Origin of the sequence: Pseudarthrobacter cremeus, from assembly GCF_051857465.1 — a bacterium.
Lineage (GTDB): Bacteria > Actinomycetota > Actinomycetes > Actinomycetales > Micrococcaceae > Arthrobacter.
In genome coordinates this window covers 265,504-285,265 of the sequence record NZ_JBPZHC010000006.1, presented here as the reverse complement: position 1 = coordinate 285,265, position 19,762 = coordinate 265,504, and the positions used below count along the sequence as shown (strand labels likewise).

At 66.1% G+C, this 19,762-nt stretch carries 18 protein-coding genes, 1 tRNA gene and 1 other RNA gene; 10 read left to right on the top strand and 10 right to left on the bottom strand.

The window, feature by feature from the left end; translation table 11 throughout:
* Window positions 1-12 precede the first annotated feature (12 nt).
* Window positions 13-1,131 carry a glycosyltransferase family 4 protein gene (locus ACS5PJ_RS13500; RefSeq protein ID WP_439435380.1) on the bottom strand — a complete coding sequence of 373 codons (1,119 nt, stop codon included), beginning with the start codon at window positions 1,129-1,131 and terminating at the stop codon, window positions 13-15.
* Between the two features lie 124 nt (window positions 1,132-1,255).
* Between ACS5PJ_RS13500 and ACS5PJ_RS13495 the strand changes: the two genes are divergently transcribed.
* Both ACS5PJ_RS13495 and ACS5PJ_RS13490 read left to right on the top strand, forming a co-directional pair.
* Window positions 1,256-2,014: a DsbA family oxidoreductase gene (locus ACS5PJ_RS13495; RefSeq protein ID WP_439435379.1), complete on the top strand. Its 759-nt coding sequence runs from the start codon at window positions 1,256-1,258 to the stop codon at window positions 2,012-2,014.
* 38 nt (window positions 2,015-2,052) lie between these two features.
* Complete coding sequence (locus ACS5PJ_RS13490; protein WP_439435378.1) at window positions 2,053-2,694, top strand: TetR/AcrR family transcriptional regulator; 642 nt, start codon at window positions 2,053-2,055, stop codon at window positions 2,692-2,694.
* A gap of 19 nt (window positions 2,695-2,713) precedes the next feature.
* On the opposite strand, the gene ACS5PJ_RS13485 is transcribed toward ACS5PJ_RS13490, so the two are convergent.
* Both ACS5PJ_RS13485 and ACS5PJ_RS13480 read right to left on the bottom strand, forming a co-directional pair.
* Window positions 2,714-3,385, bottom strand: a complete 672-nt coding sequence (locus ACS5PJ_RS13485; RefSeq protein WP_439435377.1) for a LytR C-terminal domain-containing protein — start codon at window positions 3,383-3,385, stop codon at window positions 2,714-2,716.
* A complete protein-coding gene (locus tag ACS5PJ_RS13480) occupies window positions 3,378-3,677 on the bottom strand; it encodes a type II toxin-antitoxin system VapB family antitoxin (RefSeq protein ID WP_439435430.1) in 300 nt (99 codons plus the stop codon). The genes ACS5PJ_RS13485 and ACS5PJ_RS13480 overlap by 8 nt, the downstream gene beginning before the upstream one ends.
* Window positions 3,678-3,825: 148 nt before the next feature.
* Here ACS5PJ_RS13480 and ACS5PJ_RS13475 point away from each other — a divergent pair, with 148 nt between their 5' ends.
* Window positions 3,826-4,755, top strand: a complete 930-nt coding sequence (locus ACS5PJ_RS13475) for a Cof-type HAD-IIB family hydrolase (protein ID WP_439435376.1) — start codon at window positions 3,826-3,828, stop codon at window positions 4,753-4,755.
* 287 nt (window positions 4,756-5,042) lie between these two features.
* The gene (locus ACS5PJ_RS13470; protein WP_439435429.1) at window positions 5,043-6,458 is read left to right on the top strand and encodes a stealth family protein; all 1,416 of its coding nucleotides are present in this window, start codon (window positions 5,043-5,045) and stop codon (window positions 6,456-6,458) included.
* 4 nt (window positions 6,459-6,462) lie between these two features.
* Here the strand turns inward: ACS5PJ_RS13470 and ACS5PJ_RS13465 are convergent, their stop codons facing one another.
* The 3 genes from ACS5PJ_RS13465 to ACS5PJ_RS13455 all read right to left on the bottom strand — a co-directional run bounded on the left by ACS5PJ_RS13465 (window position 6,463) and on the right by ACS5PJ_RS13455 (window position 9,444).
* On the bottom strand, window positions 6,463-7,398 hold the full coding sequence (locus ACS5PJ_RS13465) for a phosphodiesterase (protein WP_439435375.1): 936 nt from the start codon (window positions 7,396-7,398) through the stop codon (window positions 6,463-6,465).
* 163 nt (window positions 7,399-7,561) lie between these two features.
* Entirely contained in the window at window positions 7,562-8,047 is a 486-nt protein-coding gene (locus ACS5PJ_RS13460; RefSeq protein WP_439435374.1) for a glutathione peroxidase, read from the bottom strand.
* An 80-nt stretch (window positions 8,048-8,127) separates the two neighbouring features.
* The gene (locus ACS5PJ_RS13455) at window positions 8,128-9,444 is read right to left on the bottom strand and encodes a M23 family metallopeptidase (protein ID WP_439435373.1); all 1,317 of its coding nucleotides are present in this window, start codon (window positions 9,442-9,444) and stop codon (window positions 8,128-8,130) included.
* A 231-nt stretch (window positions 9,445-9,675) separates the two neighbouring features.
* Between ACS5PJ_RS13455 and ACS5PJ_RS13450 the strand changes: the two genes are divergently transcribed.
* The gene (locus ACS5PJ_RS13450) at window positions 9,676-10,593 is read left to right on the top strand and encodes an oxygenase MpaB family protein (RefSeq protein ID WP_439435372.1); all 918 of its coding nucleotides are present in this window, start codon (window positions 9,676-9,678) and stop codon (window positions 10,591-10,593) included.
* A 132-nt stretch (window positions 10,594-10,725) separates the two neighbouring features.
* Here ACS5PJ_RS13450 and ACS5PJ_RS13445 read toward each other — a convergent pair.
* A tRNA-Ser gene (locus ACS5PJ_RS13445) sits at window positions 10,726-10,810 on the bottom strand.
* Window positions 10,811-11,146: 336 nt separating this feature from the next.
* Here ACS5PJ_RS13445 and ACS5PJ_RS13440 point away from each other — a divergent pair.
* The 5 genes from ACS5PJ_RS13440 to ACS5PJ_RS13420 all read left to right on the top strand — a co-directional run bounded on the left by ACS5PJ_RS13440 (window position 11,147) and on the right by ACS5PJ_RS13420 (window position 16,323).
* Window positions 11,147-11,470, top strand: coding sequence for a YqfO family protein (locus ACS5PJ_RS13440; protein WP_439435371.1), 324 nt, complete (start codon window positions 11,147-11,149; stop codon window positions 11,468-11,470).
* A gap of 76 nt (window positions 11,471-11,546) precedes the next feature.
* Window positions 11,547-11,643: signal recognition particle sRNA small type (gene ffs, locus ACS5PJ_RS13435), an RNA gene on the top strand.
* A 65-nt stretch (window positions 11,644-11,708) separates the two neighbouring features.
* Window positions 11,709-15,035 carry a DNA polymerase III subunit gamma and tau gene (locus tag ACS5PJ_RS13430; protein WP_439435370.1) on the top strand — a complete coding sequence of 1,109 codons (3,327 nt, stop codon included), beginning with the start codon at window positions 11,709-11,711 and terminating at the stop codon, window positions 15,033-15,035.
* Window positions 15,036-15,109: 74 nt separating this feature from the next.
* A complete protein-coding gene (gene recR, locus ACS5PJ_RS13425; protein ID WP_439435369.1) occupies window positions 15,110-15,709 on the top strand; it encodes a recombination mediator RecR in 600 nt (199 codons plus the stop codon).
* 17 nt (window positions 15,710-15,726) lie between these two features.
* A complete protein-coding gene (locus ACS5PJ_RS13420) occupies window positions 15,727-16,323 on the top strand; it encodes a GNAT family N-acetyltransferase (protein ID WP_439435428.1) in 597 nt (198 codons plus the stop codon).
* On the opposite strand, the gene ACS5PJ_RS13415 is transcribed toward ACS5PJ_RS13420, so the two are convergent.
* From ACS5PJ_RS13415 to ACS5PJ_RS13405, 3 genes are all read right to left on the bottom strand, one after another.
* The gene (locus ACS5PJ_RS13415; RefSeq protein ID WP_439435368.1) at window positions 16,312-17,415 is read right to left on the bottom strand and encodes a hypothetical protein; all 1,104 of its coding nucleotides are present in this window, start codon (window positions 17,413-17,415) and stop codon (window positions 16,312-16,314) included. The genes ACS5PJ_RS13420 and ACS5PJ_RS13415 overlap by 12 nt on opposite strands.
* A 106-nt stretch (window positions 17,416-17,521) precedes the next feature.
* Window positions 17,522-18,673 carry an ABC transporter permease gene (locus ACS5PJ_RS13410; RefSeq protein ID WP_439435367.1) on the bottom strand — a complete coding sequence of 384 codons (1,152 nt, stop codon included), beginning with the start codon at window positions 18,671-18,673 and terminating at the stop codon, window positions 17,522-17,524.
* Window positions 18,670-19,641 (bottom strand): ABC transporter ATP-binding protein, encoded by a 972-nt coding sequence (locus ACS5PJ_RS13405; RefSeq protein ID WP_439435366.1) that lies wholly within the window; start codon window positions 19,639-19,641, stop codon window positions 18,670-18,672. Before ACS5PJ_RS13405 ends, ACS5PJ_RS13410 begins: the two co-directional genes overlap by 4 nt.
* Window positions 19,642-19,762 lie beyond the last annotated feature (121 nt).

Sequence of the window (19,762 nt, the reverse complement as noted above, 5' to 3'; positions counted from 1 at the left end):
GCTCTCCTTACCTCATGGCCGCCGGGTGGAGCCAGGGCTCGATTCCGGCGTCCGGATGACGGTTCCCCGTAGTCGATTCTGGTGCAAGTGCGCACCATCCGGAACCCCTGGCGGCTGACTCTTTTCCAGCAGCGTTGCGTACAGGTCCAGATGGTTGGCAACCATCCTCTCGGTGCTGAAGAGCTTGAGGGCACGGTCCCTGCAGTGGGCCCTGTCCAACGATGCCGCCAACGGGAGCAGGCTGTGCAGTTCTTCGGTCGAACCCAGATACCCGGTCCTGCCGTGGTCCACGATTTCGGGGGCGGATCCGATCAGCGTGCCCACCACGGGTGTGCCTGTCGACAGGGACTCAATCATGACCAGGCCGAACGGCTCGGACCATTGGATGGGATTCAGGAACGCCACGGCTTCTCCCATGAGGTGGTACTTCTCGGCATCCCCCAGTTCGCCCAGGAACTCCTCGTTCGAACCCAGGATCGGCTCAATGACGGACCGGTAGTACCCGATCTCGTCCGGTTCGCGCATCTTGGCGGCAAGTCGCAGCGGAATGCCGGCGGCGCGTGCAATGTGGATCGCCTCAAGCACGCCCTTGTCCGGGCACATCCTGCCGACAAAGCAGGCGTAGCCGCCCTGTCCCGAACCGACCGGCACGGCAGCGACGTCCATTCCGTGATGGATGACGCGGGTGACGGGAACGTCGGGCACGTGGGAGGTCTGGTCGCGGGAGATGCCGATAATGGCGGTGTCGGCCGCCATGGCACGGTACAGATCGGCCGACGCCGGGATGAGCGGGCCGTGGATGGTGGTCACCACGGGCGGGGCTCCCCGCCGGGCCGTGCACAGTGGTCCGGCCAGTGTGTGGTCGTGGATGATGTCGACGTCCGCCATGCTCTCATATGCCCTGATGACATGGCTTAGTTCTGAGAGGGTGAACCCAAGTTCGGCGGGTTGAGATGGCCTCATGTTGGGTGCCAAAGGTACCGGACAGGTGCTGTCCGAAGCCGCCGCCAGCAGCACCTCGTGCCCCGCCGCGATGAACCCGCGGGCAAGGGAGTCAACAACCCTCTCTATGCCGCCGTATCCGACTGGGGGAATGGGAATCCATGGTGCTGCTACAAGTCCTATCCGCATGCGCGCCTCCGGGGGATCACAGTCCAAGGTCCCCCGACCTGGCAACTGGGCTTTCCTAAAAGGCGTCTGCTTAACCTGTTATTCCGACTATCGCCCACCGGGGGCACCCTGACAAGTGCCTTGTGTGACTGATCAGACAACGGCTGCCGGGAATGGCTGCCGGCGAGGCACAGTTGTGGCTGACATGAAGATTGAGATCTGGTCAGACGTCGCGTGTCCCTGGTGCTACATCGGCAAACGCCGTTTCGAAGCCGCCCTGTCCGGGTTTGAACACCGCGGTTCGGTGGACGTCACATGGCGGAGCTACCAGCTGGACCCCACCCTCCCCGAGCACTACGACGGCACCGAACTCGATTACCTGAGCACCCGCAAAGGAATGGCACCGCAGCAGGTCTCGCAGATGTTCGAACACGTCACGGAGCAGGCCAAGGGCGAAGGCCTGAATTACCGCTTCGACAAGGTTGTGGTGGCCAACAGCTTCACGGCCCACCGGCTGATCCACCTCGCAGCTGCCCACGGAAAGCAGGACGCAGCAAAGGAGCGTCTCCTCAGCGACCACTTCGAGCACGGCCAGGACATCGGCAGCACGGCGTACCTCACCACACTGGGCAGCGATCTGGGGATCGACGCCGGCGAGGTGGCTGGGCTCTTCACCACGGACAAGTACGCTGACGACGTCCGCTTCGACTTCGAGGAGGCCCGCGCCCTGGGCATCAGCGGGGTCCCGTTCTTTGTCATCGACCGCAAATTTGGGCTTTCCGGCGCCCAGCCTGCCGAAACGTTCACCGCCGCGCTCAACCAGGCCTGGCAGGACGCGAATCCGCTGGTGTTGGTTAACTCTGCCGGCGGCGAAACGTGCGGCCCGGAGGGCTGCGCCGTCTAAAGACCGCGTTTACTGACACATCGCGGTAAAGTGTCTGCATGCCCAGGATTTCGGCGGCGACCAACGCCGCGCAGCGCGCCGAGACACAACGCCGGGTCCTGACAGCCTTCGGCGAGCTTCTGTTCACCCACGGCCTGCCGGGGCTGACCATGACGGACGTAGCGCGGCACGCCGGAGTGGGGCGCACCGCGGTCTACAACTACTACGCCGATATCGAAGAGCTCCTGATCGCCTACGCGCTGGATGAGACCGAACGGTTCCTCGCGGAGCTCCGGGAATCCCTGGCCCGGCTCGAGAACCCCGTGGAGCGGCTGGCACTGTACGTGCGCACCCAGGTGGAGGACCTGAGCCGCCGCCACCTCCCGCCGGGGCCTGCGATGGCGGCGGTGCTGTCGCCGTCGTCCTTTGCCAAACTGGCGGACCACGTGGGCGAGCTCAGCATCATGCTCCAGGGCATCCTCGGCGATGCCATGGCGCAGGGCTACCTGCCGGAAGCGGACATCAGCCAGCAGGCCCAGCTCATCCACGGCACGCTGTCCTCCAGCGCGGCCCGCGGCAGCAACGACCCCGCTGAACTGGAGGCCCGGATCGCCCGGACCGTGCGTTTCATCCTGTTGGGTGCCGGTGCCCGGTTCGGCGACGACGGCACTCCCCAGCGCGTCGTGCTTCCGCGCCCCTGATCTCCACAGGACGGGGGTCCTACGGCGTGGGGGCGGCGGTGGGAATGACCGGCCACTTGGCGTCGTCGGCGATCCGCCTGCTCTCCCGGGGGCAGCTGAGCTTCCCGGGGGTCTGGTCCACCTGGTCCGCGGCGGCAAGCGCTTTGTAGTCTCCAGCGAGGATCAGGTCCACGCTGGCATCCGCCCGTCCATCCTGGAAGTAGTCCGAGCCGGGGACGTTCCGCTGGACGCTGAACGCCGCCGACTGCCCGGCGGCCCCGGACAGCACGGCGGCAACGCCCCGGTAGCCGGCGTCGGTATTGGCCACCGCACCCACCACGAATTTCCGGCCCAGGAGTTCATCCGCCACCGTCCTGGCCAGGCCCGGGCGGCTGGTGGAATTGAAGACGTTCAGGTTGATCTTTTCGTTGGGGGTGTAGTCGAAACTGGCCGCGGGGCAGAGTGCCGCCGGCTCATCGCTGACTTCCGCCGCCGGAATCCTGAGCTGGCCGTTCACGATGGCCAGGGCGGTGATGACGGCACCTACGATCAGCCCCAGCAGCAGCACGAGCACCACGCCGTGGACCACCCTGCGTCGCAGCCGGACGGGGTCGTCAGGATCCCCCGCAGCCTCGAAGGTTGCCCGCAGTTCAGGCCCGGTCACCACGCGGTGGCCGTGCAGGACGCTGACGTCCGTCGGTTTCCTAGCCATCGATCACCAATACGCGGGCGTGGATGGCGGTCCGCTGGTGCAGCGCGGTCCGGACAGCCCGGTGGAGCCCGTCCTCGAGGTACAGGGTTCCCCGGTATTGGACCACGTGGGGAAAGAGGTCCCCGAAGAACGTGGAGTCTTCGGCCAGGAGCGCTTCCAGGTCCAGGGTCCGCTTGGTGGTCACCAGTTCGTCAAGGCGCACGGGCCGCGGCGGAAGCGATGCCCACTGTTTGGGCGTGTTGTAGCCATGGTCGGGGTACGGGCGTCCTTCGCCCACAGCTTTGAAGATCACCATGCCACACTAGGCATCTTGGCTTCCCAAGAGAAGTGTCAGGCCCGCGGCGTCCTCAGGTTGTAGCCAAACAGTGACCATCCGTCACATCCGCGGGACTTCGCCCGCCGGCGCCGGGACGGACGCCGCCGGCTGACAGAATGGAGCCATGACTGCACACGAGTTTCCTGCCGGTTCCACGCCGGGCGTCCGCCTGCCGTCCGCTCCGCCCCTCGCGCTCCTGCTCGACGTCGACGGACCGGTCGCCAGCCCGGTGACCCGTGAGGTGAAACCCGAGATCATCGCGGACATGGTGGCCCTCGCTTCTGCCGGCATTCCGGTCATCTTCAATACAGGACGTTCGGATTCCTTTATCCGGGAACAGGTCATGGAACCGATGATTGCCGCCGGCATTCCCGCCGGAACGGTCATCCACGCCATCTGCGAGAAGGGCGCCGTCTGGTTCAGCTACACCGCCGCCGGGCCGGGCCCCATCCACGTCGACAACGAACTGGCCGTTCCCCGCGCCTACGGAGACGACGTCCGCAGGCTGGTGGCCGAGGACTACTCGGCCCACATGTTCTTCGACGAGACCAAGCGCGCCATGGTGTCCGTGGAACAGCACATCGAGGTGGCTTCCGCCGATTACCTGGCCGAACAGAAGCTCTTCGACGCCGAGGCCATGCAGCTGATGGCCCGGCACGGCCTGGGCGTTGTCCGCCTGGACCACCATGAACCGAATTCCGACGATGAGGTGGACTACCGCGTGGACCCCACCATCATTTCCACGGACATTGAATCCGTGCGCCTCGGCAAGGATCTGGGGGCCAGCCGGGCAGTTGAACTGCTGGCGGCCCAGGGCATCACCCCGCAGGCCTGGCGGACCGTGGGAGACTCCCGGACTGACTACGCCATGGCCGACTGGCTGCACCACAACGACCATCCCGTCAAGCACGTGGACGTCCGCCCGGCAGACGGAGTACCGGTGAAGCCATACCAGGTGCTCACCGCCGCGGATCTGGGGCTCGGGGAAGAGGTCATTCACGACGACGCCGGCGGGGCCTTCCTGCGCAAGTGGCGGGAGGCCGTGGCCGGCTGAGCCCCGGTCCACCGGCCGCGTGACGCCCGCCTCCGGCGTGCCCGTTTTGGCGGTACCGCTATTATTCAGATAAGAACCCCTACCATTTAGCCGCGACGGAGACAACCATTACAGAAGCACCTGTCCAGGACGAGATCTATTACGGCGGCCAGGCATCCGAAGAAGCCCGGGTCCACACCGAAGTAACATCGCCGGCCGCTGTGGCGCGCCTCAAGAACCGGGCCGACGTCGTGCGGCACAAGGGCAGGTACGCCCTCATTAACCACAACCGGACGCCCTACCAGGCGATGGTGGAGGACCTGCTGTTCCTGCGCGGCGTCCTCGCGGGTGCGGGCCTGGACTACCTCCTGGTCCGGGGCAACAACGACCGTCCTGTCATTGCCCTTGACTGGAAGGACCGGAAGAAGCTGCGCGCCGCCCTGGTGGAGGCCTGCCGGAACGAGCCCGTCTACTCCATGACGGTGGACGCGAAAAAGAAATCGTCCGTGCTGGTGGCCGACGGAGAGCTTTCCCCCAACCGGCAGGCACGGATCTTCCGTCTGTACCGTCCGCGTGTAGAGCCTGACGGCGGCTTCGAGTTCGGTTCCTCAGCCGGCGTCCAGATTGAGCTCTGGAGCTTCGAGGGCGATCAGCTGATCCTGCCGATCGAAAACTCCCTGACCCGCCGGACCATGCTGACCCAGGACGCTGTCCGCGGGACCGTCGAGCGTTACGGCCACACCTGGCCAACCATCGAGAACATGTTTGCCGACCACGCCAGCGACATCAGCTTCGACATCGATCTGGTCTTCTCGTGGGTCGATGGCAGCTCGCCGGAGTACATCGCGGCACGCCGCGCCCAGCAAAAAGGCGTGGTTCTGGGCGAAGGGGACGACAGCGAAGCCCGCTTCAGGCAGATCAACGAGCTCAAGTACGCCCTGCGCTCGGTGTACATGTTCGCCCCCTGGGTCCGCCGGATCTTCATCGCAACCGACTCCCCCGCACCCTCTTGGCTCGCCGAACACCCGTCCGTGACCATCGTCCGGAGCGAGGAGTTCTTTTCCGACCCCTCTGTGCTGCCCACGCATAACTCCCAGGCCGTGGAGTGCCAGCTCCACAACATCGAGGGCCTGTCCGAGCACTTCCTGTACTCCAACGACGACATGTTCTTCGGCCGTCCCGTGGGGCCGGACACCTTTTTCACGCCCGGCGGCATCACCAAGTTCATTGAGGCGGAGACCAGGATCGGCCTCGGCGAGAACGCGGCTGAACGCAGCGGTTTCGAGAACGCCGCCCGGGTCAACCGGAAGCTGCTGTGGGACCGTTTTGGACGGATCACAACCCGGCACCTGGAGCACGCGGCCGCCCCGCTGCGGCGCAGCGTCATCGACAGGCTGGAGAGCGAATTCCCCGGCGAGTTCAAGAAAACGGCCGCGAGCCGCTTCCGCGCCGCCGACAATATTTCGGTGACCAACTCGCTGTATCACTACTACGCGCTTCTCACGGGCCAGGCGGTCACGCAGACTTCAGCCAAGGTCCGCTACGTGGATACCACTGTCAGGGCCGGGCTGAACTACCTGCCGAAGCTTCTGGCCAAACGCAACGTGGATTTCTTCTGCCTGAATGATGGCAGTTTCCCCGAAGTACCTGCCGATGAACGCGCCCAGCTGGTGACGGACTTCCTGGAGAAGTATTTCCCGATCAAGGCCCCTTGGGAGCTATAGGCTCCTAGCCGACCACGGGCAGTCCGGCTTTGGATGTTGCTTTGACCGAGGCCTTCGCCGTGTCCGGGATCAGCACTCCGGCTTCGGCCAGCCGCCGGCTGGTCTCCTCTGGAGTAACGTACTCGCCCACGGTGTGGGAGCTGCCCAAGGGAACCACAGAGTGGACGATGGTGTGCTCGTAGACGTGGACCAGGTTGAACGACTGGCCGCCGTCGCGTCCGCGGGTGCCGCCCACCGGCACGTTGAGGTCCTGCGTGTAGCACGATGCGGAGGCGACCGAGACTGGTACGCCGGCGAAACTGGCGGTGGTCGAATAGTGCAGGTGACCGGCCAGGATGGTGCGGACGTCTGAATTACGGACCACCGCTGCCAGGGACGCCTGGTCCCTGAGTTCCACGAGGACGGAAAGGTCCAGGACGGACGGAACCGGGGGGTGGTGCAGTGCAAGGATGGTGCCGTCCGGGGCCGGAGTCTCGAGTTCCCGGCTCAGCCACTCCAGCTGTTCAGCGCTCAGTTCACCGTGGTGGAAGCCCGGCACGGAGGTGTCCATGGTGATGACGCGCAGGCCATTGAGGAAATAGCTGTGGTCCACTGGGTCATCGGTTCCCACCTGGTCCAGCAGGCCCCTGCGGAAGTTCGCCCGGTCGTCATGGTTTCCCATTGCCCAGATGACCTGGGCGCCCATCTCCCGGCAGGCCGGATCGACGATGGCCCGGAGCTTGGCGTAGGCCTCGGCCTCACCCCGGTCCGCAAGATCGCCGGTAAAAATAACCGCTTCGGGCCTGGCGCCGGAGGCCCGGACTTCCTCAAAAAGCTGAAAAAGCCTGGCTTCGCTGTCAACTGCGCCGTAGAGGGGTTCCGGACCCCCCATCAGATGGGGATCGCTCAGGTGGAGAAGGAAGTGGCGTGGCCGGGGGTGTTCGGCCTCGATGTGCTTCATTGCTACCTCTATGGTCGGCGGGAAGCTGCTCTTCCCTTCTACCTTCAGTACGCCTAATCCAACCAGACATTTGGCAAACATTAGGCAAATCCCCGCCGCCGAGTTGGAAAAAGGCAAAAGAATTACTGCCGGGACACGTCCAAGCCGGACGGCCGGGCACTCGTCAGGACAGGGCCTCCTCAATCGCGTCAATGATCTCGGCCGAATCCGGTTCGACCGCGGGTGCGAAGCGGGCCACCACCTTGCCTTCGCGGCTGACCAGGAACTTTTCGAAGTTCCACTTGACCAGTCCGGGCAACATTCCGGACTTGAATTTCGTCAGTTCCGCATAGAGCGGGTGCTGGTTTTTGCCCCGGACATCGGCCTTGGACGTCAGCGGGAATGTTACGCCGAAGTTGCGTTCGCAGAATTCCGCGATTTCGGAGTCGTCTCCGGGTTCCTGGCCGGCGAACTGGTTGCAGGGGACGCCGAGGACTTCCAGGCCCCGGTCGCGGAACTTTTCGTAGAGGGTTTCGAGCCCGGCGTACTGCTGGGTGAAGCCGCAGTTGGATGCCACATTGACCACCAGGACAGCGTTTCCGTCAAAGCGGCCAAAGTCGGTCTCGGAGCCGTCGTTGAGAGTGAGGGGAATGGAGTGCAGGGCCGTCATGAGGGGGTCCTTCCGAAGTGGGTCATACGGGTGATTCGTAGCCAAGAGGCCATCGTACGGGTCCACTGCGGTGCCTCCTCTCAAGATCCGGCCGTCGGGAGCGCGGAGGTTTCCCCGCTCCCGGGATCCGCTATGGCGGAGCCCGTGGCAGTCGTTGGGTCAGTCGTTGGTGTTGGAGTTGGCTCCTGCGTCCTTCGGTCCCGCCGCCCGGATGTCGCTGTTGTGGTGGTGGTGGTCGGCGTGGGCGTCGGTGTTGTGGTGGTGGTGGTCGGCGTGGGCGTCGGAGTTGCGGTGGTGGTGGTCGGCGTGGGCGTCGGAGTTGCGGTGGTGGTCGACGGCGTCGTCGTGGGCGAGGGCGTGGCAGTCCCCGACGGCGACGTGCCCGTCGGCGACGGCGTGGCAGTCCCGGACGGCGACGTGCCTGTCGGCGTCGGGGTTTCAGACGCGGTGGAAGTGCCCGTCGGCGAGGCACTGCCCGTCGGAGTCGCGCTTTCGGACGCGGGGGCGGTCGGGTCAGGGCCGGGCGGGTCGCGCAGTTCGTCGTCGCCGAAAAGCACCCTGTGGGTCTGGTCCGCGGCAACCGGGATGGCCCAGCGGAGGGCCTCTGCCGCCGGGGACGAAGGGCCGGCCTCGAAACTCACCATGGCGATGTCGGCCAGATCATCCAACTGCCGGATGGGAATGAGGGTCCAGTTAAGCGGGCTGGTGTGTTTGCCGCCGAGTATGGTTTCGAAATGCAGGTGGCAGCCGGTTGACCACCCGGTGGTCCCGACCCGCGCAATGACCTGGCCTACTTGAACGGAATCGCCGGTCCGCACTGCGATCGCGTCCAAGTGGTTGTAAGTGGTGATGAGGCCGTTGCCGTGATCGATCTCCACCCGGTTGCCGCCACCCCACGGGTGCCATCCCGCGGCCCGAACCACACCCGAGTCGGCCGCATAGACCCTGGTGCCGCAACGGGCCGCGTAGTCCTGCCCGAGATGGAAGTCCCCGCGGGCGCCGGTCAGCGGGCTGACCCGGTACCCAAAGGGCGAACTGGGTGTAAGAACTTCCAGCGGAGCCATCAGCGATCCTTTGGGGGGCCGCTTCAGATCCGCTGACGCCACATTGAGCCGGGGATGCCCGCCCTTCCCGACTGTCCTGACGATGGTTCTGTTGAAGGGAACCAGCGCCCTGGCATCGGTCAGGAAGCCGCCGGCCTGAGCTGGCGGCGCCGGCTGTTCGACGGTTCCGGACGGTTCATGTCCGGTGGAAGGCAGGGGGGCCTCCGACGCTGCAGAACCTGCGCTCACGGCGGCGGGACCGCCGTCGGACGTTCCGCCGAATTGAGGGGCCCAAGGGAGGCCGAGGGCAAGAGCGGAGGCAGCAACCGCCGCGGCCGCCGCGAAGACGCGCACCGCTAAAGCACAGGGTCCTGCGGACTCCCTATCGCGGCCTGATCCCCAATGATTTCCCACAAATCGACTCCCGGATAGACCCAACCCGGACCCCAATCCGAACAGGCGTACTCTCCCATGGGAACACATTGGATGGAACCTGTGAACCCCGGCGCCAACCGTATTGTGGATATTTTGTGGACCCCTGCGCAGGCAGCCTTTGGCACAAGGAATCTGCGTCAGAATGGGTGTATGCGCAACCTCCTCAGGGAATGGCAGGGCGAACTGAAGCGGGCCTTCACGGGCAGCTCCGACGCGGTTCCGGATTGGGTTCCGCGTCTGGCCGAAGGGGACGACCCCGGCTATCACCTGCCGGGCTCGGCAGTGTGGGCGGTGCACGGTTCCATGCCGACCATCGTCGCGGGGATCCGGGCGTTGCTGATGCAGGCACTCCACCCCGCAGCGTTGGCCGGCGTCCACGAACATTCGAATTTCCGGGAGGACCCCCTGGGCCGGCTGGCCAGGACCATCCGCTGGATCTTTACGGTCACGTACGGCTCCAGGGCCGCCGCGGAGGCAGCCTCGGCCCGCCTCCGGCGCCTGCACGAGCCGGTCCAGGGCAGCTACACCAATGGCCATGGCCTGCAGCTCAGCTACGCAGCCAACGATCCCGATCTGGCCCGGTGGGTGCACATAGCGTTTGTGGACGCGTTTCTGACGGCCCACAAACTTTGGGGCGGGACCATCCCCGGCGGCCCGGATGCCTACGTCCGCGAGTGGGCGCAGGCCGGGGAGCTGATGGGGGTGGCGGACCCGCCGTTGAGCGAAGCTGACATGCGCCGCCAGCTGGACCGCTGGCATGACGACGGAGAGCTCCGGGTGGACAGCCGGCTCGCAGAGACTGTTGCGTTCCTCCGCGATCCCCCGCTGCACCCGCTGCTTCGTCCGGGATACCGGGTGATGTTCGCCGGAGCCGTTTACAGCCTTGAGCCGAAGTATCGCCGGATGCTTGGCCTTCGCGTCCCGTCCGTGGGGCCGTTCCCCCTTCCGGTGCGGCTCGCAACCAAGGTGACTCTCGGCGTCGTACGCCTCGCGTTGGGACGTCAAGGACCCAGCGAGCTGGCCGCCCGCGAACGGCTCCGTCGTCTGGGCTACGACTTCGACCGCTGAGCGCAGACCAAGAGGACAACAGCGATGCCGGAATTTCCTGGTCGCCTGGGCGCGGGATTGCGTAGGACCCGAATTACGGAACAAAGCAAAAATCCCGGCCCTGACATAAGTCAGGACCGGGATTTAATTGCGCGGAGAATGGGGGATTTGAACCCCCGAGGGCGTTAACCCAACACGCGTTCCAGGCGTGCGCCATAGGCCGCTAGGCGAATTCTCCAGCTGCTTCTGAATCAAAAGCAGATACTAGACTACCTGAACTTTTCGACTCCGCCCAATTGATGCCTTGGCCGCCGCTGCCGTGGCAGGAGTACCGGCACGGAAGAGGCTGGCACGACGGGACGGAGCTTGCGCATTAACGCCAAAATGGACGCCCCCAACGCGCCCATTCCACCGGTACCCGTTGAGCTGCCGGGTCCGGCCCTCGCGCCAGGCCCCGCAGCTCACAATCTTGAGATTGCCCCAATCGGTGTACATACCCATGATCAGGCCTGCCCGCCGGATTAGCAATGAAAAGTGGGCGCGGACACCAGCAGGTGTTGGCAGGATGGGAGCCATGACGCGCCTGCATGCCCTGGTGGTATATGTCCCTGCTACCCATACCGGGACGCTGCTTTCGGCTCTCGGCGGCGCCGGTGCAGGCCGGATCGGCGACTACTCGCATTGTTCCTTCGTCACGCCGGGCACCGGCCGGTTCACACCGCGGCCGGGCTCCTCCCCCTTCATCGGCGAGGTGGGAAAATCGGCAACAGTGGACGAAGACAGGATCGAATGCGTCGTAGAGGAGAAGCTGCTCGACGCCGTCGTGCTGGCCCTGCGTGCCGCCCACCCGTACGAGGAGCCTGCATTCATGAGTTGGCCGGTGGATGGCTGGCGGTAAAAGGCCGGCCCCGCCTGGCCTCATGGGGGCCACCCCGTTGCGTCCTGACCATTCCGAATCTTCGGGTAAACTTGTCTGCGGCCCCTCATGTGGCGTCATCCTGTTGAACTCCCCCAGGACCGGAAGGTAGCAAGGGTAAACGGGCTCTGGCGGGTGCATGGGGGGTCTTTACTATTCCCGAGAGGGCCACCATCAGCGAGGAATCCTGATTGTCGGCCCGGATTGGTAGTGTTTTCCCGTGACTGCTACTACCACCGCCCTTTACCGCAGATACCGTCCGGACTCCTTCGCTGACGTTATCGGGCAGGAACATGTCACAGAGCCGCTGATGACGGCCCTGCGGAAAAACCGCGTCAACCACGCCTACCTTTTCTCCGGCCCGCGCGGTTGCGGAAAGACCACGTCCGCGCGCATTCTGGCCCGCTGCCTCAACTGTGCCCAGGGCCCCACGGATACTCCCTGCGGTACCTGCCCCAGCTGCATTGAACTTGCCCGCGGCGGTTCCGGCTCCCTCGACGTCATCGAGATCGACGCGGCGAGCCACGGTGGCGTGGACGACGCCCGCGACCTCCGCGAACGCGCAACCTATGCCCCGGTGCGGGACCGCTACAAGATCTTCATTATTGACGAGGCCCACATGGTCACGTCGGCCGGCTTCAACGCGCTCCTCAAGATCGTCGAAGAGCCACCGGAGCACATCAAGTTCATCTTCGCCACCACGGAGCCGGACAAAGTCATCGGCACCATCCGTTCGCGGACCCACCACTATCCTTTCCGGCTTGTTCCGCCCGAGCCACTGATGGCGTACCTGGAGCTTCTGTGCAACCAGGAGAACGTTCCGGTTGCCCCCGGCGTGCTGTCCCTGGTGGTCCGGGCCGGCGGCGGTTCAGTCCGGGATTCCCTGTCGGTGCTGGATCAGCTGATGGCCGGGGCCGGTCCCAACGGCCTTGACTACGAACTGGCGGTTGCCCTGCTCGGGTACACCCACGCCTCGCTGCTGGATGACGTGGTGGAAGCCATTGCCGCGTCCGACGCCGCCACGGTGTTCCGCGCTGTGGACCGCGTCATTCAGACCGGCCACGATCCCCGCCGGTTTGTCGAGGACCTGCTGGAACGCTTCCGCGACCTGATCGTCGTCCAGGCCATGCCCGAAAGCGCCCAGGTCATTCTGCGCGGCATGCCCGCGGACCAGATTGCGCGCCTCCAGAACCAGGCGCACAACCTGGGTGCCGCTGAACTCTCACGTGCTGCGGATGTTACCAACACGGCACTGACGGAGATGACCGGTGCCACGTCTCCCCGCCTCCACCTTGAGCTCCTCTGCGCCCGCATCCTGCTGCCCAGCTCGGAACAGACCGAACGCGGCATTGCAGCACGCATTGACCGGGTGGAGCGGCGCCTGAACTATGCAGGGAACGACGTCGGCGCTTCCGCCCCGGGAGCTCCCGAGGCTGCCCGGCAAGCCGCGGCAGTACAACCGGCTGCAGCGGTACAGCAACCTGCGGCGGAACAGGCACCCGCGGCGCTACAGCCAGCGGCGGGACGGCCAGCTACTGCTCCGTCGGCTGAACCGGCCGCACCGCAGGTCTCCCCGAGGGACGAAACCCGCCCGGCTCTGACTGCACCCAGGGTGAGCACCAACGACTGGCCGGTTGACGAGCCCGCAGGCGGCCGGACATCTCCTGCCGCGTCCGGCCCCGTTCGAGCGCCAGCCCGGGAGGGTCGTCCTGAAGCCGAGGGACAGGCTTCTTCGCAGGCACGTCCCGTTGCCGAGGTCCCGCAGGCCGCACAGTCGGCAGCCCCACCATCGTCAACAGGTGCCCAGGCCGTGGGTGCCCCGGCCGCAGGTCTCCAGGGCCCTTCTCCGGCCGCAGCGGCAGCACCGGTAACCGCCGGGCCGGCGGCGGCAGGCGACGTCGAAGTCCTGCGCCGCGCCTGGCCGGAGGTCCTGCAGACGCTGTCAAGGATCAAGCGCAGCACCTGGGCGCTCGTGGAGCCCAACGCCCAGGTCGGTGCTTTTGACGGCCAGGTTCTGACACTGTCCTTCACCACCACAGGGTTGGCAGGCGCGTTCGGCCGGGCCGACCATGCCGAAAACCTCCGGCAGGCAATCCACAAAACCGTCGGCATCGACTGCCAGATCACGGCGGTCGCCGGCGGCGCCAGCAGCGCAGCGAGCTCTGAGCCAAACCCAAAAGCACCCGCTAGCCCGGAAACTCCGGCAAGCTCCGCCGACGTCGCCTGGGGCCTGGCCCCTGCAGGCACCGTTTCCCCGCCAGCCGCCGTCGCAGCCTCCCCGGCAGCTGTGCCCCGGACTGTCGAACCGGCTCCGCCCGCAGCGCCGCACCCTGCCGCAGTGCAGCACCCTGCAGCCGTCGCCGCTGAACACCCCGGGGCGCCTGCCTCGGCACTGCAGAATCAGGCCCCAGAGGTTGAGCCGGCACAGGATCAGGAGTCACAGGAACGCACCCCACCCGAGGATCCCGCACCGGGCCGGCCGGAGCCCGCCGCCGGCAACGACGGATCCTATGCTTATTCGGACGACGACTGGGGCCCCCCGCGCGACGAAGATGCTCCGCCGCTGGACGAGGAACCACCCATGGACTGGGACCCGTCCGCTCCGACCGGGCCGGGACACTCGACGGCCAAGGCCAAGCCCTCGCCGCAGGAGTCCTCGCCGGCTCCAGCCGGCAAAAGCGCCCCGCGAACGGTACAGCGGCCTGCCCGCGCCGCCGGCCCCGGCAGTGCCTCTGGCCCGGTGGCTCCATCGCAGCCCGATGAAGCCCCTGATCCTTGGACGCGTGCCGTCGAGCAGGCGCCCGGAATCTGGGTCATTGGCTCAGAGACCAACGTGGGCAAGGGCATCGAAGCGTCCGTCACCAACCAGGATTTCACCCCCGCCGCTGCACCAAGCTACGAGCCGGCCACTGCGCAGGTCCCGGAGACCCCACGGGTGAATGGCCTGTCCGAAGCAGACGCCAGCTGGGGCCTGCTTCCCAGTGAGGCGGGACTGGGAGAACAGGCAGCCGGGCAGGTAACCGGACCAGTAGCCAGACAAGCAGCTGAAAAGGCCGCCTCCGATGCCGTCGCAGCCGAACGCTCCACGTTCGACGGCGGTCAGCGCCAGGCAGCCGCACCGTTGCGACAGGTTCAGGAAACCCCCGGACGTCAACCCTCGGCGACGCAGGCCGGGGAACCGGCGGCTACACAGCCCGCGGCTCCACAGCCCGCGGTTCCAGAGCCGGCACCAGTCCGTGAGTACGCCATGGCATCAGCTCTTGCGCCTGCGCCGCACCTTCAGCCCGCGCCTGCCGCCTCGGCCTCAGCGGCCGCGGCCAGGCAAAGCCTCTACCAAAGGCTCTCCAACAGCCCTGAAGCCGAAGCCGGACGGGCCAAAGCGCCGGCCCGCGCTGTGGCCGCTTTGGTCCAGGACATCCCCAGCGCCGACGACGAAACCATCGAAGAATCCGGTGTCTTTGGACGCGCTGCCGTCGAGCGTATTCTGGGCGGGAAGCTGATCGAGGAACGGTCCACGGACGGCAGCCCCATCGTTCCGAGGTTCTAGGGCCGGCAAGACCACCGCACGCAGGCGCACCCGCGCCTGTAGCTCCATCCACTCCAGACCAAAAAGAGGAAAACGTGTACGAAGGTGCAGTCCAAGAGCTGATCGACGAGCTCGGACGCCTTCCCGGTGTCGGGCCAAAGTCCGCCCAACGGCTGGCCTTCCACATCCTCGAAGCAGATCCGCAGGACATGAAACGCCTCGTTGAAGCCATCACCAGTGTGAAGGAACGGGTCAAGTTCTGCACTGTGTGCGGCAACGTCACGGAGCAGGAGCTGTGCAACATCTGCCGGGACCCCCGCCGGGATCCGTCAGTCATTTGCGTCGTGGAGGAATCCAAAGACGTCCTCGCGGTGGAACGCACGCGGTCCTTCAGGGGCCGCTATCACGTGCTTGGCGGGGCAATTAACCCCATCGCAGGAGTGGGACCCGAGCAGCTCCGGATCCGGGAACTTCTGACCAGGCTCAACGACGGCGCCATCCAGGAAGTCATCATCGCCACCGATCCCAACCTGGAAGGCGAAGCGACGGCCACCTACCTTGCCCGGATGCTGAAAACGATCGGCATCGCGGTCACCAGGCTCGCCTCCGGCCTTCCCGTGGGCGGTGACCTTGAGTACGCCGACGAGGTCACCCTCGGCCGGGCCTTCGAGGGCCGCCGGAACGCCCTCACGTAAGAATCGGGCAGACCGTGATGTTGGAGGGGGTCGGGCCGCTGGTCACCGAGCGCCTGCTGCTTCGGCTGGTGCTCGATTCGGACGCAGCGGCCATCCACCGGTTCCGCGGCAATCCGGCCGCCACGACGTACCTTTCCCATGGACCCCTCACAGCGGAGGCAAACCGGGGGAGGTTGGCGGAGGCACTGGCGCTGAGTGCGGCGTCCACGCCCGAATGGTTCAACTACAGCTGGGCCATTGTCCTGCGGGAGTCCGGGGAGATCGTGGGCGATGCCCGGACCTGGAACAGCTCACGCCTCACCCCTTCGGGCGAGGTGGCCGCCGGACGGCATCCAGTCCGGCACGCCGCCCTGGCCTATGTCGTGCATCCGGACCACCAGCACCAAGGGTACGGCCGCGAGGCCGCCGCGGCCCTGGTCAAGTGGCTCTTCGCCGCGTCCGGAACCAGCACCGTCGTCGCGGGCGTCTACGAACCGAACACTCCGTCCATCAGGCTCCTCCAAAGTCTCGGGTTTCAGCAGGATCCGGCCCTCCAGACGGACCAGCAGAGCTCTGGCAAAGGTTTCCCGCTGCTGATGTTCAGGCTCGACAGGCCGTCGGACTCAGCCGTCTGACCCTGACCTCCGACGGAAGGCGAACTGGCCGCCGCCAAGAAATGCCCCGGCCACGCCCAACTGCAGGGCTACGCCAGCAACGGCCAACGGCAACTCGGCTCCTGTCGCCTGGCGTTCCTTGCCCTCCACGCAGGGCACCTGGGAGCCCTCCGCGGCGTTCTGCAGCTCCCCCGGCAGCCACGCAAGCGAGTCCTCCCGGGGATCGGTTTCTCCGGCCAGCAGGGCGAAGATCACCAGGGGGTTGCCCGCTGCCAGCCACGCGATCCGCTCCGTGTGGTAAACCTCAGCAAGGCCCTTGGATTCGGGCAGGCACCCCCAGGACACCGCACGGCCCGATTCATCCCGCTCGATATTGATCGCCACCACAACCCGCTCATACGACCTTACGGCGGGCAAAAGGGCAACGGCGGCCATCACATTTCCCACCAGGAGGGTGATGGCCGCGGTCCAGCCCAGGAACCGCCCCGCGGTCCGGTTCGACCACGCTGACGCGCCTGCCCCGATCGCCCCAAAGACCAGGAACTCAAGCAGGATCACTGCTGCGGCGACCCCGGCCAGGGCCGGCGGGGACCCGGACAGATACGCCAGAACGAGGAGGAAAACTCCGGCCGCCGCGGCAAAGGCCGCTCCGCGGCCACCGGCTGCCGCCCAGTCCTGGAGTGGACCGGCTGCAGTTGCACCGGGACCTTCATCACGCTCAGCCCCCTTCAGGGCGGCGGCCTGATTAATCGTCCACCTGACTGCAAGCACACAGGAAACCACGATGAGCGAGGCGGCCGTCAGAATGTAGGCCCACGTTAAGGCCTCGGGAGGCAGGTCTCCCCCGGTGACCACGCCAATTGCCAGCACCAGCCCACAACACACTGAGCCCAGGAATGCCGCTGCTGTCAGCGCCCAGAACCTGCCGGACTGGACGCTGACAAGACCGGCCTCCAAAGCCTGGCCGAGTACCGCGCGGGCGATCTGCGCGCCTGGAGGCGCGCCCTCCCCGTTCTCACCAGCAGGTTCATTGAGGGCCCCAGGGCCGATGGCCTCATAAACGGGTTCTTCGATGGGCCGGGACTTATCCGGCCAATCGTCGTCGTCAGGCACAGGCCGAGGCCCCCTTCCGATGTACAGCCCCAGCGCCCGCCGTCACCGGTGGACTCACCGGATAGTCCAATCGTGATCTTTTGGATCAGGTGTGTCCAGTGGCGGCCTAGGCGATGCGCGTTCCCCGCGCCAACCTGTGTGCGGGTGTACGCAGTGAGCGCCATCCCAGCCACATAAGCAGGGCGGCCAGCAGCAGCTGCAGTCCCAGCCCAAGCGGCCACAAGGGAGTTTCCTGCGCCAGATAACGCGGCTTTGCCTCGCCATTGGCGCATGGATACGTGCCCTCGGGACCGGCCATGGCGTAGCGCGCAGCCTGGCTGATGGATTCGATGGCGCCTTGCGGGGACGTGCCGAAATTGCTGGTGGCCCGGACAGGGTACGGAATCGCATCGGCCACCACCACGTACGGGTTCATGGCCAGCATCCATGCCACCCTCTCGGTGTGCACCGCCGGCCGCTCCATCAGGGGCCCGGAGCATGTGTACTCAGGTTCCATCGGCATGGGCTGTTCCTGCAGGGGCTCATAAGGAGAGTAGCCGCGGGACTGCGCTTGGTTCGCCATGATGGTGCCCTGTGAGAGGCCCGTGCCGAGCCCGAACGAAATCAGTGTGCCGAACACCAGCCCGGCAACAGCGAGATAGGTGACCACGATAGAGAACAGCGGCCTGCCGGCCAGGGCGGAAATTCCGACGCCGACGGCGCAGACCACGCCGACTTCAACAGCCAGCATCAACAGTGCCACCACCACGTGGCCTGGCGTCATGCCGCCCAAGGCAACCCCGATCACCAGGAACGGCGTGCTGGCCACTAGGAAGGCAAGTGCCGCAAACCAGGAAGCCAGGAATTTTCCCCAGAGGATCTGCCCGGGACGGAGCAGGGTCACCTGCAGGATGGCAAGGGTTCCGCCGGCACGGTCACCGTTGACGGCGTTGGCGGACAGCGCGGGGGCCACCAACAACGCGAAGAGGAGGACAAAGGCCAGCACCACTTCGAAGATCATGGATCCCGGGCCCTCGGACCCGGGAGGCACGTAATTGCCATAGGTCCGCTGCGCCTCCCGCTGGGCATTCCAGCTGGCCCACGTCAACCAGGTCACCAGGCCGGTCAAAATAAACCAGATGGCCAGCATGATGTACCAGCCGCGGGACCGGAGCCGCTGCTTGAGCTCAAGGACCACCACGTCGCGGATACCGGAAACATAGCCGGCGGCCGCACCGGACGCCGGTGGATGCTGCGCTGAATCTGTCACCTGGCTCATCGCCGCTCCCCCTCGAGGTTCATGTAAGTCTCTTCCAAGGCACCCGAGGCGGGCGCGAAAGACGTAACCACGACGCCGGCGAGCACCAGGTCGCGCAGCAGGCGCGCGGCGTCGTCGTCGTTCAGCAGCAGCAGGCTGGTGGCCGGCCGCCGGCCGTCCTCAACCCGGAAAGCAAGTCCCAGGTCCGTGAGCTTGGCGGTGAGTGCCGAGGTGTCCGCCGCGGTGATGGCGTAGCGCCGGCCGGCAGCGGCCGCCTCCTCCGTGGTCTGGTGCCGGACGGTCCGTCCCCGGTTGACGAACACGGCGGCGTCGGCAATCTCATCAAGCTCGCTCAGCACATGGGAGGAGACAACAATCGCCTTCCCCTCCGCGGCCAGCTGGCGCAGCATCACCCGGAGCTCCACCCGCGATCCGGGGTCAAGTCCGGACGCGGGCTCATCGAGGAGCAGGACGGAGGGATCATGGATCAACGCGCGGGCCAGGCTGAGCCGCTGCTGCTGCCCCCTGGACAGGACACGGGCCGGCTGGTCGGCGAGGTCGGTGAGGCGGACCCGGTCCAGCATCTGGGCAACCCGCTGCGCAATACCGGCTTTGGGCAACCGGTAGAAGCGCGCCATCTGGGTGAGGATCTCGCGGGCCGTCAGCGACTCCCAAACGCCCAGGGTGTCAGGCATCCAGCCGATCCTGCTCCGCACCTGGGAGCGGTGGTGCTGCGGATCAAGCCCTCCCACTGTGACGGTGCCGGAATCGGGCGCCAGCAGCGAGGCCAGCATCAGCAGCAGGGTTGTCTTGCCGGCCCCGTTGGGCCCGATCAGGGCGGTGACTTTTCCGGCCGGCGCATGGAAATCCATGTGTTCGACGGCGTGCACCTGCCCGAAGCTTCTGCTGACACCGGTGGCGGTGATGCCGCCGTCGTCGCGCTGTTCCGGCTCCGCCGGCACGTCCATCTCTTCCTGATTTGCAGTCATTCTCCGAGCACCTGTCCCCCAACCGTGGCATGCATACTGACTATCCGAGCGTAGTCCCGCGGTGTGATCCGTGGGGCGGGCGCACGGCTGAGATTCGGTCACAATTCAACGCCCTGCTGCC

Excerpts from the sequence above, each read along its gene's own strand:
- ACS5PJ_RS13485 (WP_439435377.1), bottom strand. The coding sequence starts at position 3,385 with ATGGCTAGGAAACCGACGGACGTCAGCGTCCTGCACGGCCACCGCGTG.
- ACS5PJ_RS13460 (WP_439435374.1), bottom strand. The coding sequence starts at position 8,047 with ATGACGGCCCTGCACTCCATTCCCCTCACTCTCAACGACGGCTCCGAG.
- ACS5PJ_RS13490 (WP_439435378.1), top strand. The coding sequence starts at position 2,053 with ATGCCCAGGATTTCGGCGGCGACCAACGCCGCGCAGCGCGCCGAGACA.
- ACS5PJ_RS13405 (WP_439435366.1), bottom strand. The coding sequence starts at position 19,641 with ATGACTGCAAATCAGGAAGAGATGGACGTGCCGGCGGAGCCGGAACAG.
- ACS5PJ_RS13500 (WP_439435380.1), bottom strand. The coding sequence starts at position 1,131 with ATGCGGATAGGACTTGTAGCAGCACCATGGATTCCCATTCCCCCAGTC.
- ACS5PJ_RS13410 (WP_439435367.1), bottom strand. The coding sequence starts at position 18,673 with ATGAGCCAGGTGACAGATTCAGCGCAGCATCCACCGGCGTCCGGTGCG.
- ACS5PJ_RS13470 (WP_439435429.1), top strand. The coding sequence starts at position 5,043 with ATGGTGGAGGACCTGCTGTTCCTGCGCGGCGTCCTCGCGGGTGCGGGC.
- ACS5PJ_RS13420 (WP_439435428.1), top strand. The coding sequence starts at position 15,727 with ATGTTGGAGGGGGTCGGGCCGCTGGTCACCGAGCGCCTGCTGCTTCGG.
- ACS5PJ_RS13450 (WP_439435372.1), top strand. The coding sequence starts at position 9,676 with ATGCGCAACCTCCTCAGGGAATGGCAGGGCGAACTGAAGCGGGCCTTC.
- ACS5PJ_RS13440 (WP_439435371.1), top strand. The coding sequence starts at position 11,147 with ATGACGCGCCTGCATGCCCTGGTGGTATATGTCCCTGCTACCCATACC.
- ACS5PJ_RS13465 (WP_439435375.1), bottom strand. The coding sequence starts at position 7,398 with ATGAAGCACATCGAGGCCGAACACCCCCGGCCACGCCACTTCCTTCTC.
- ACS5PJ_RS13475 (WP_439435376.1), top strand. The coding sequence starts at position 3,826 with ATGACTGCACACGAGTTTCCTGCCGGTTCCACGCCGGGCGTCCGCCTG.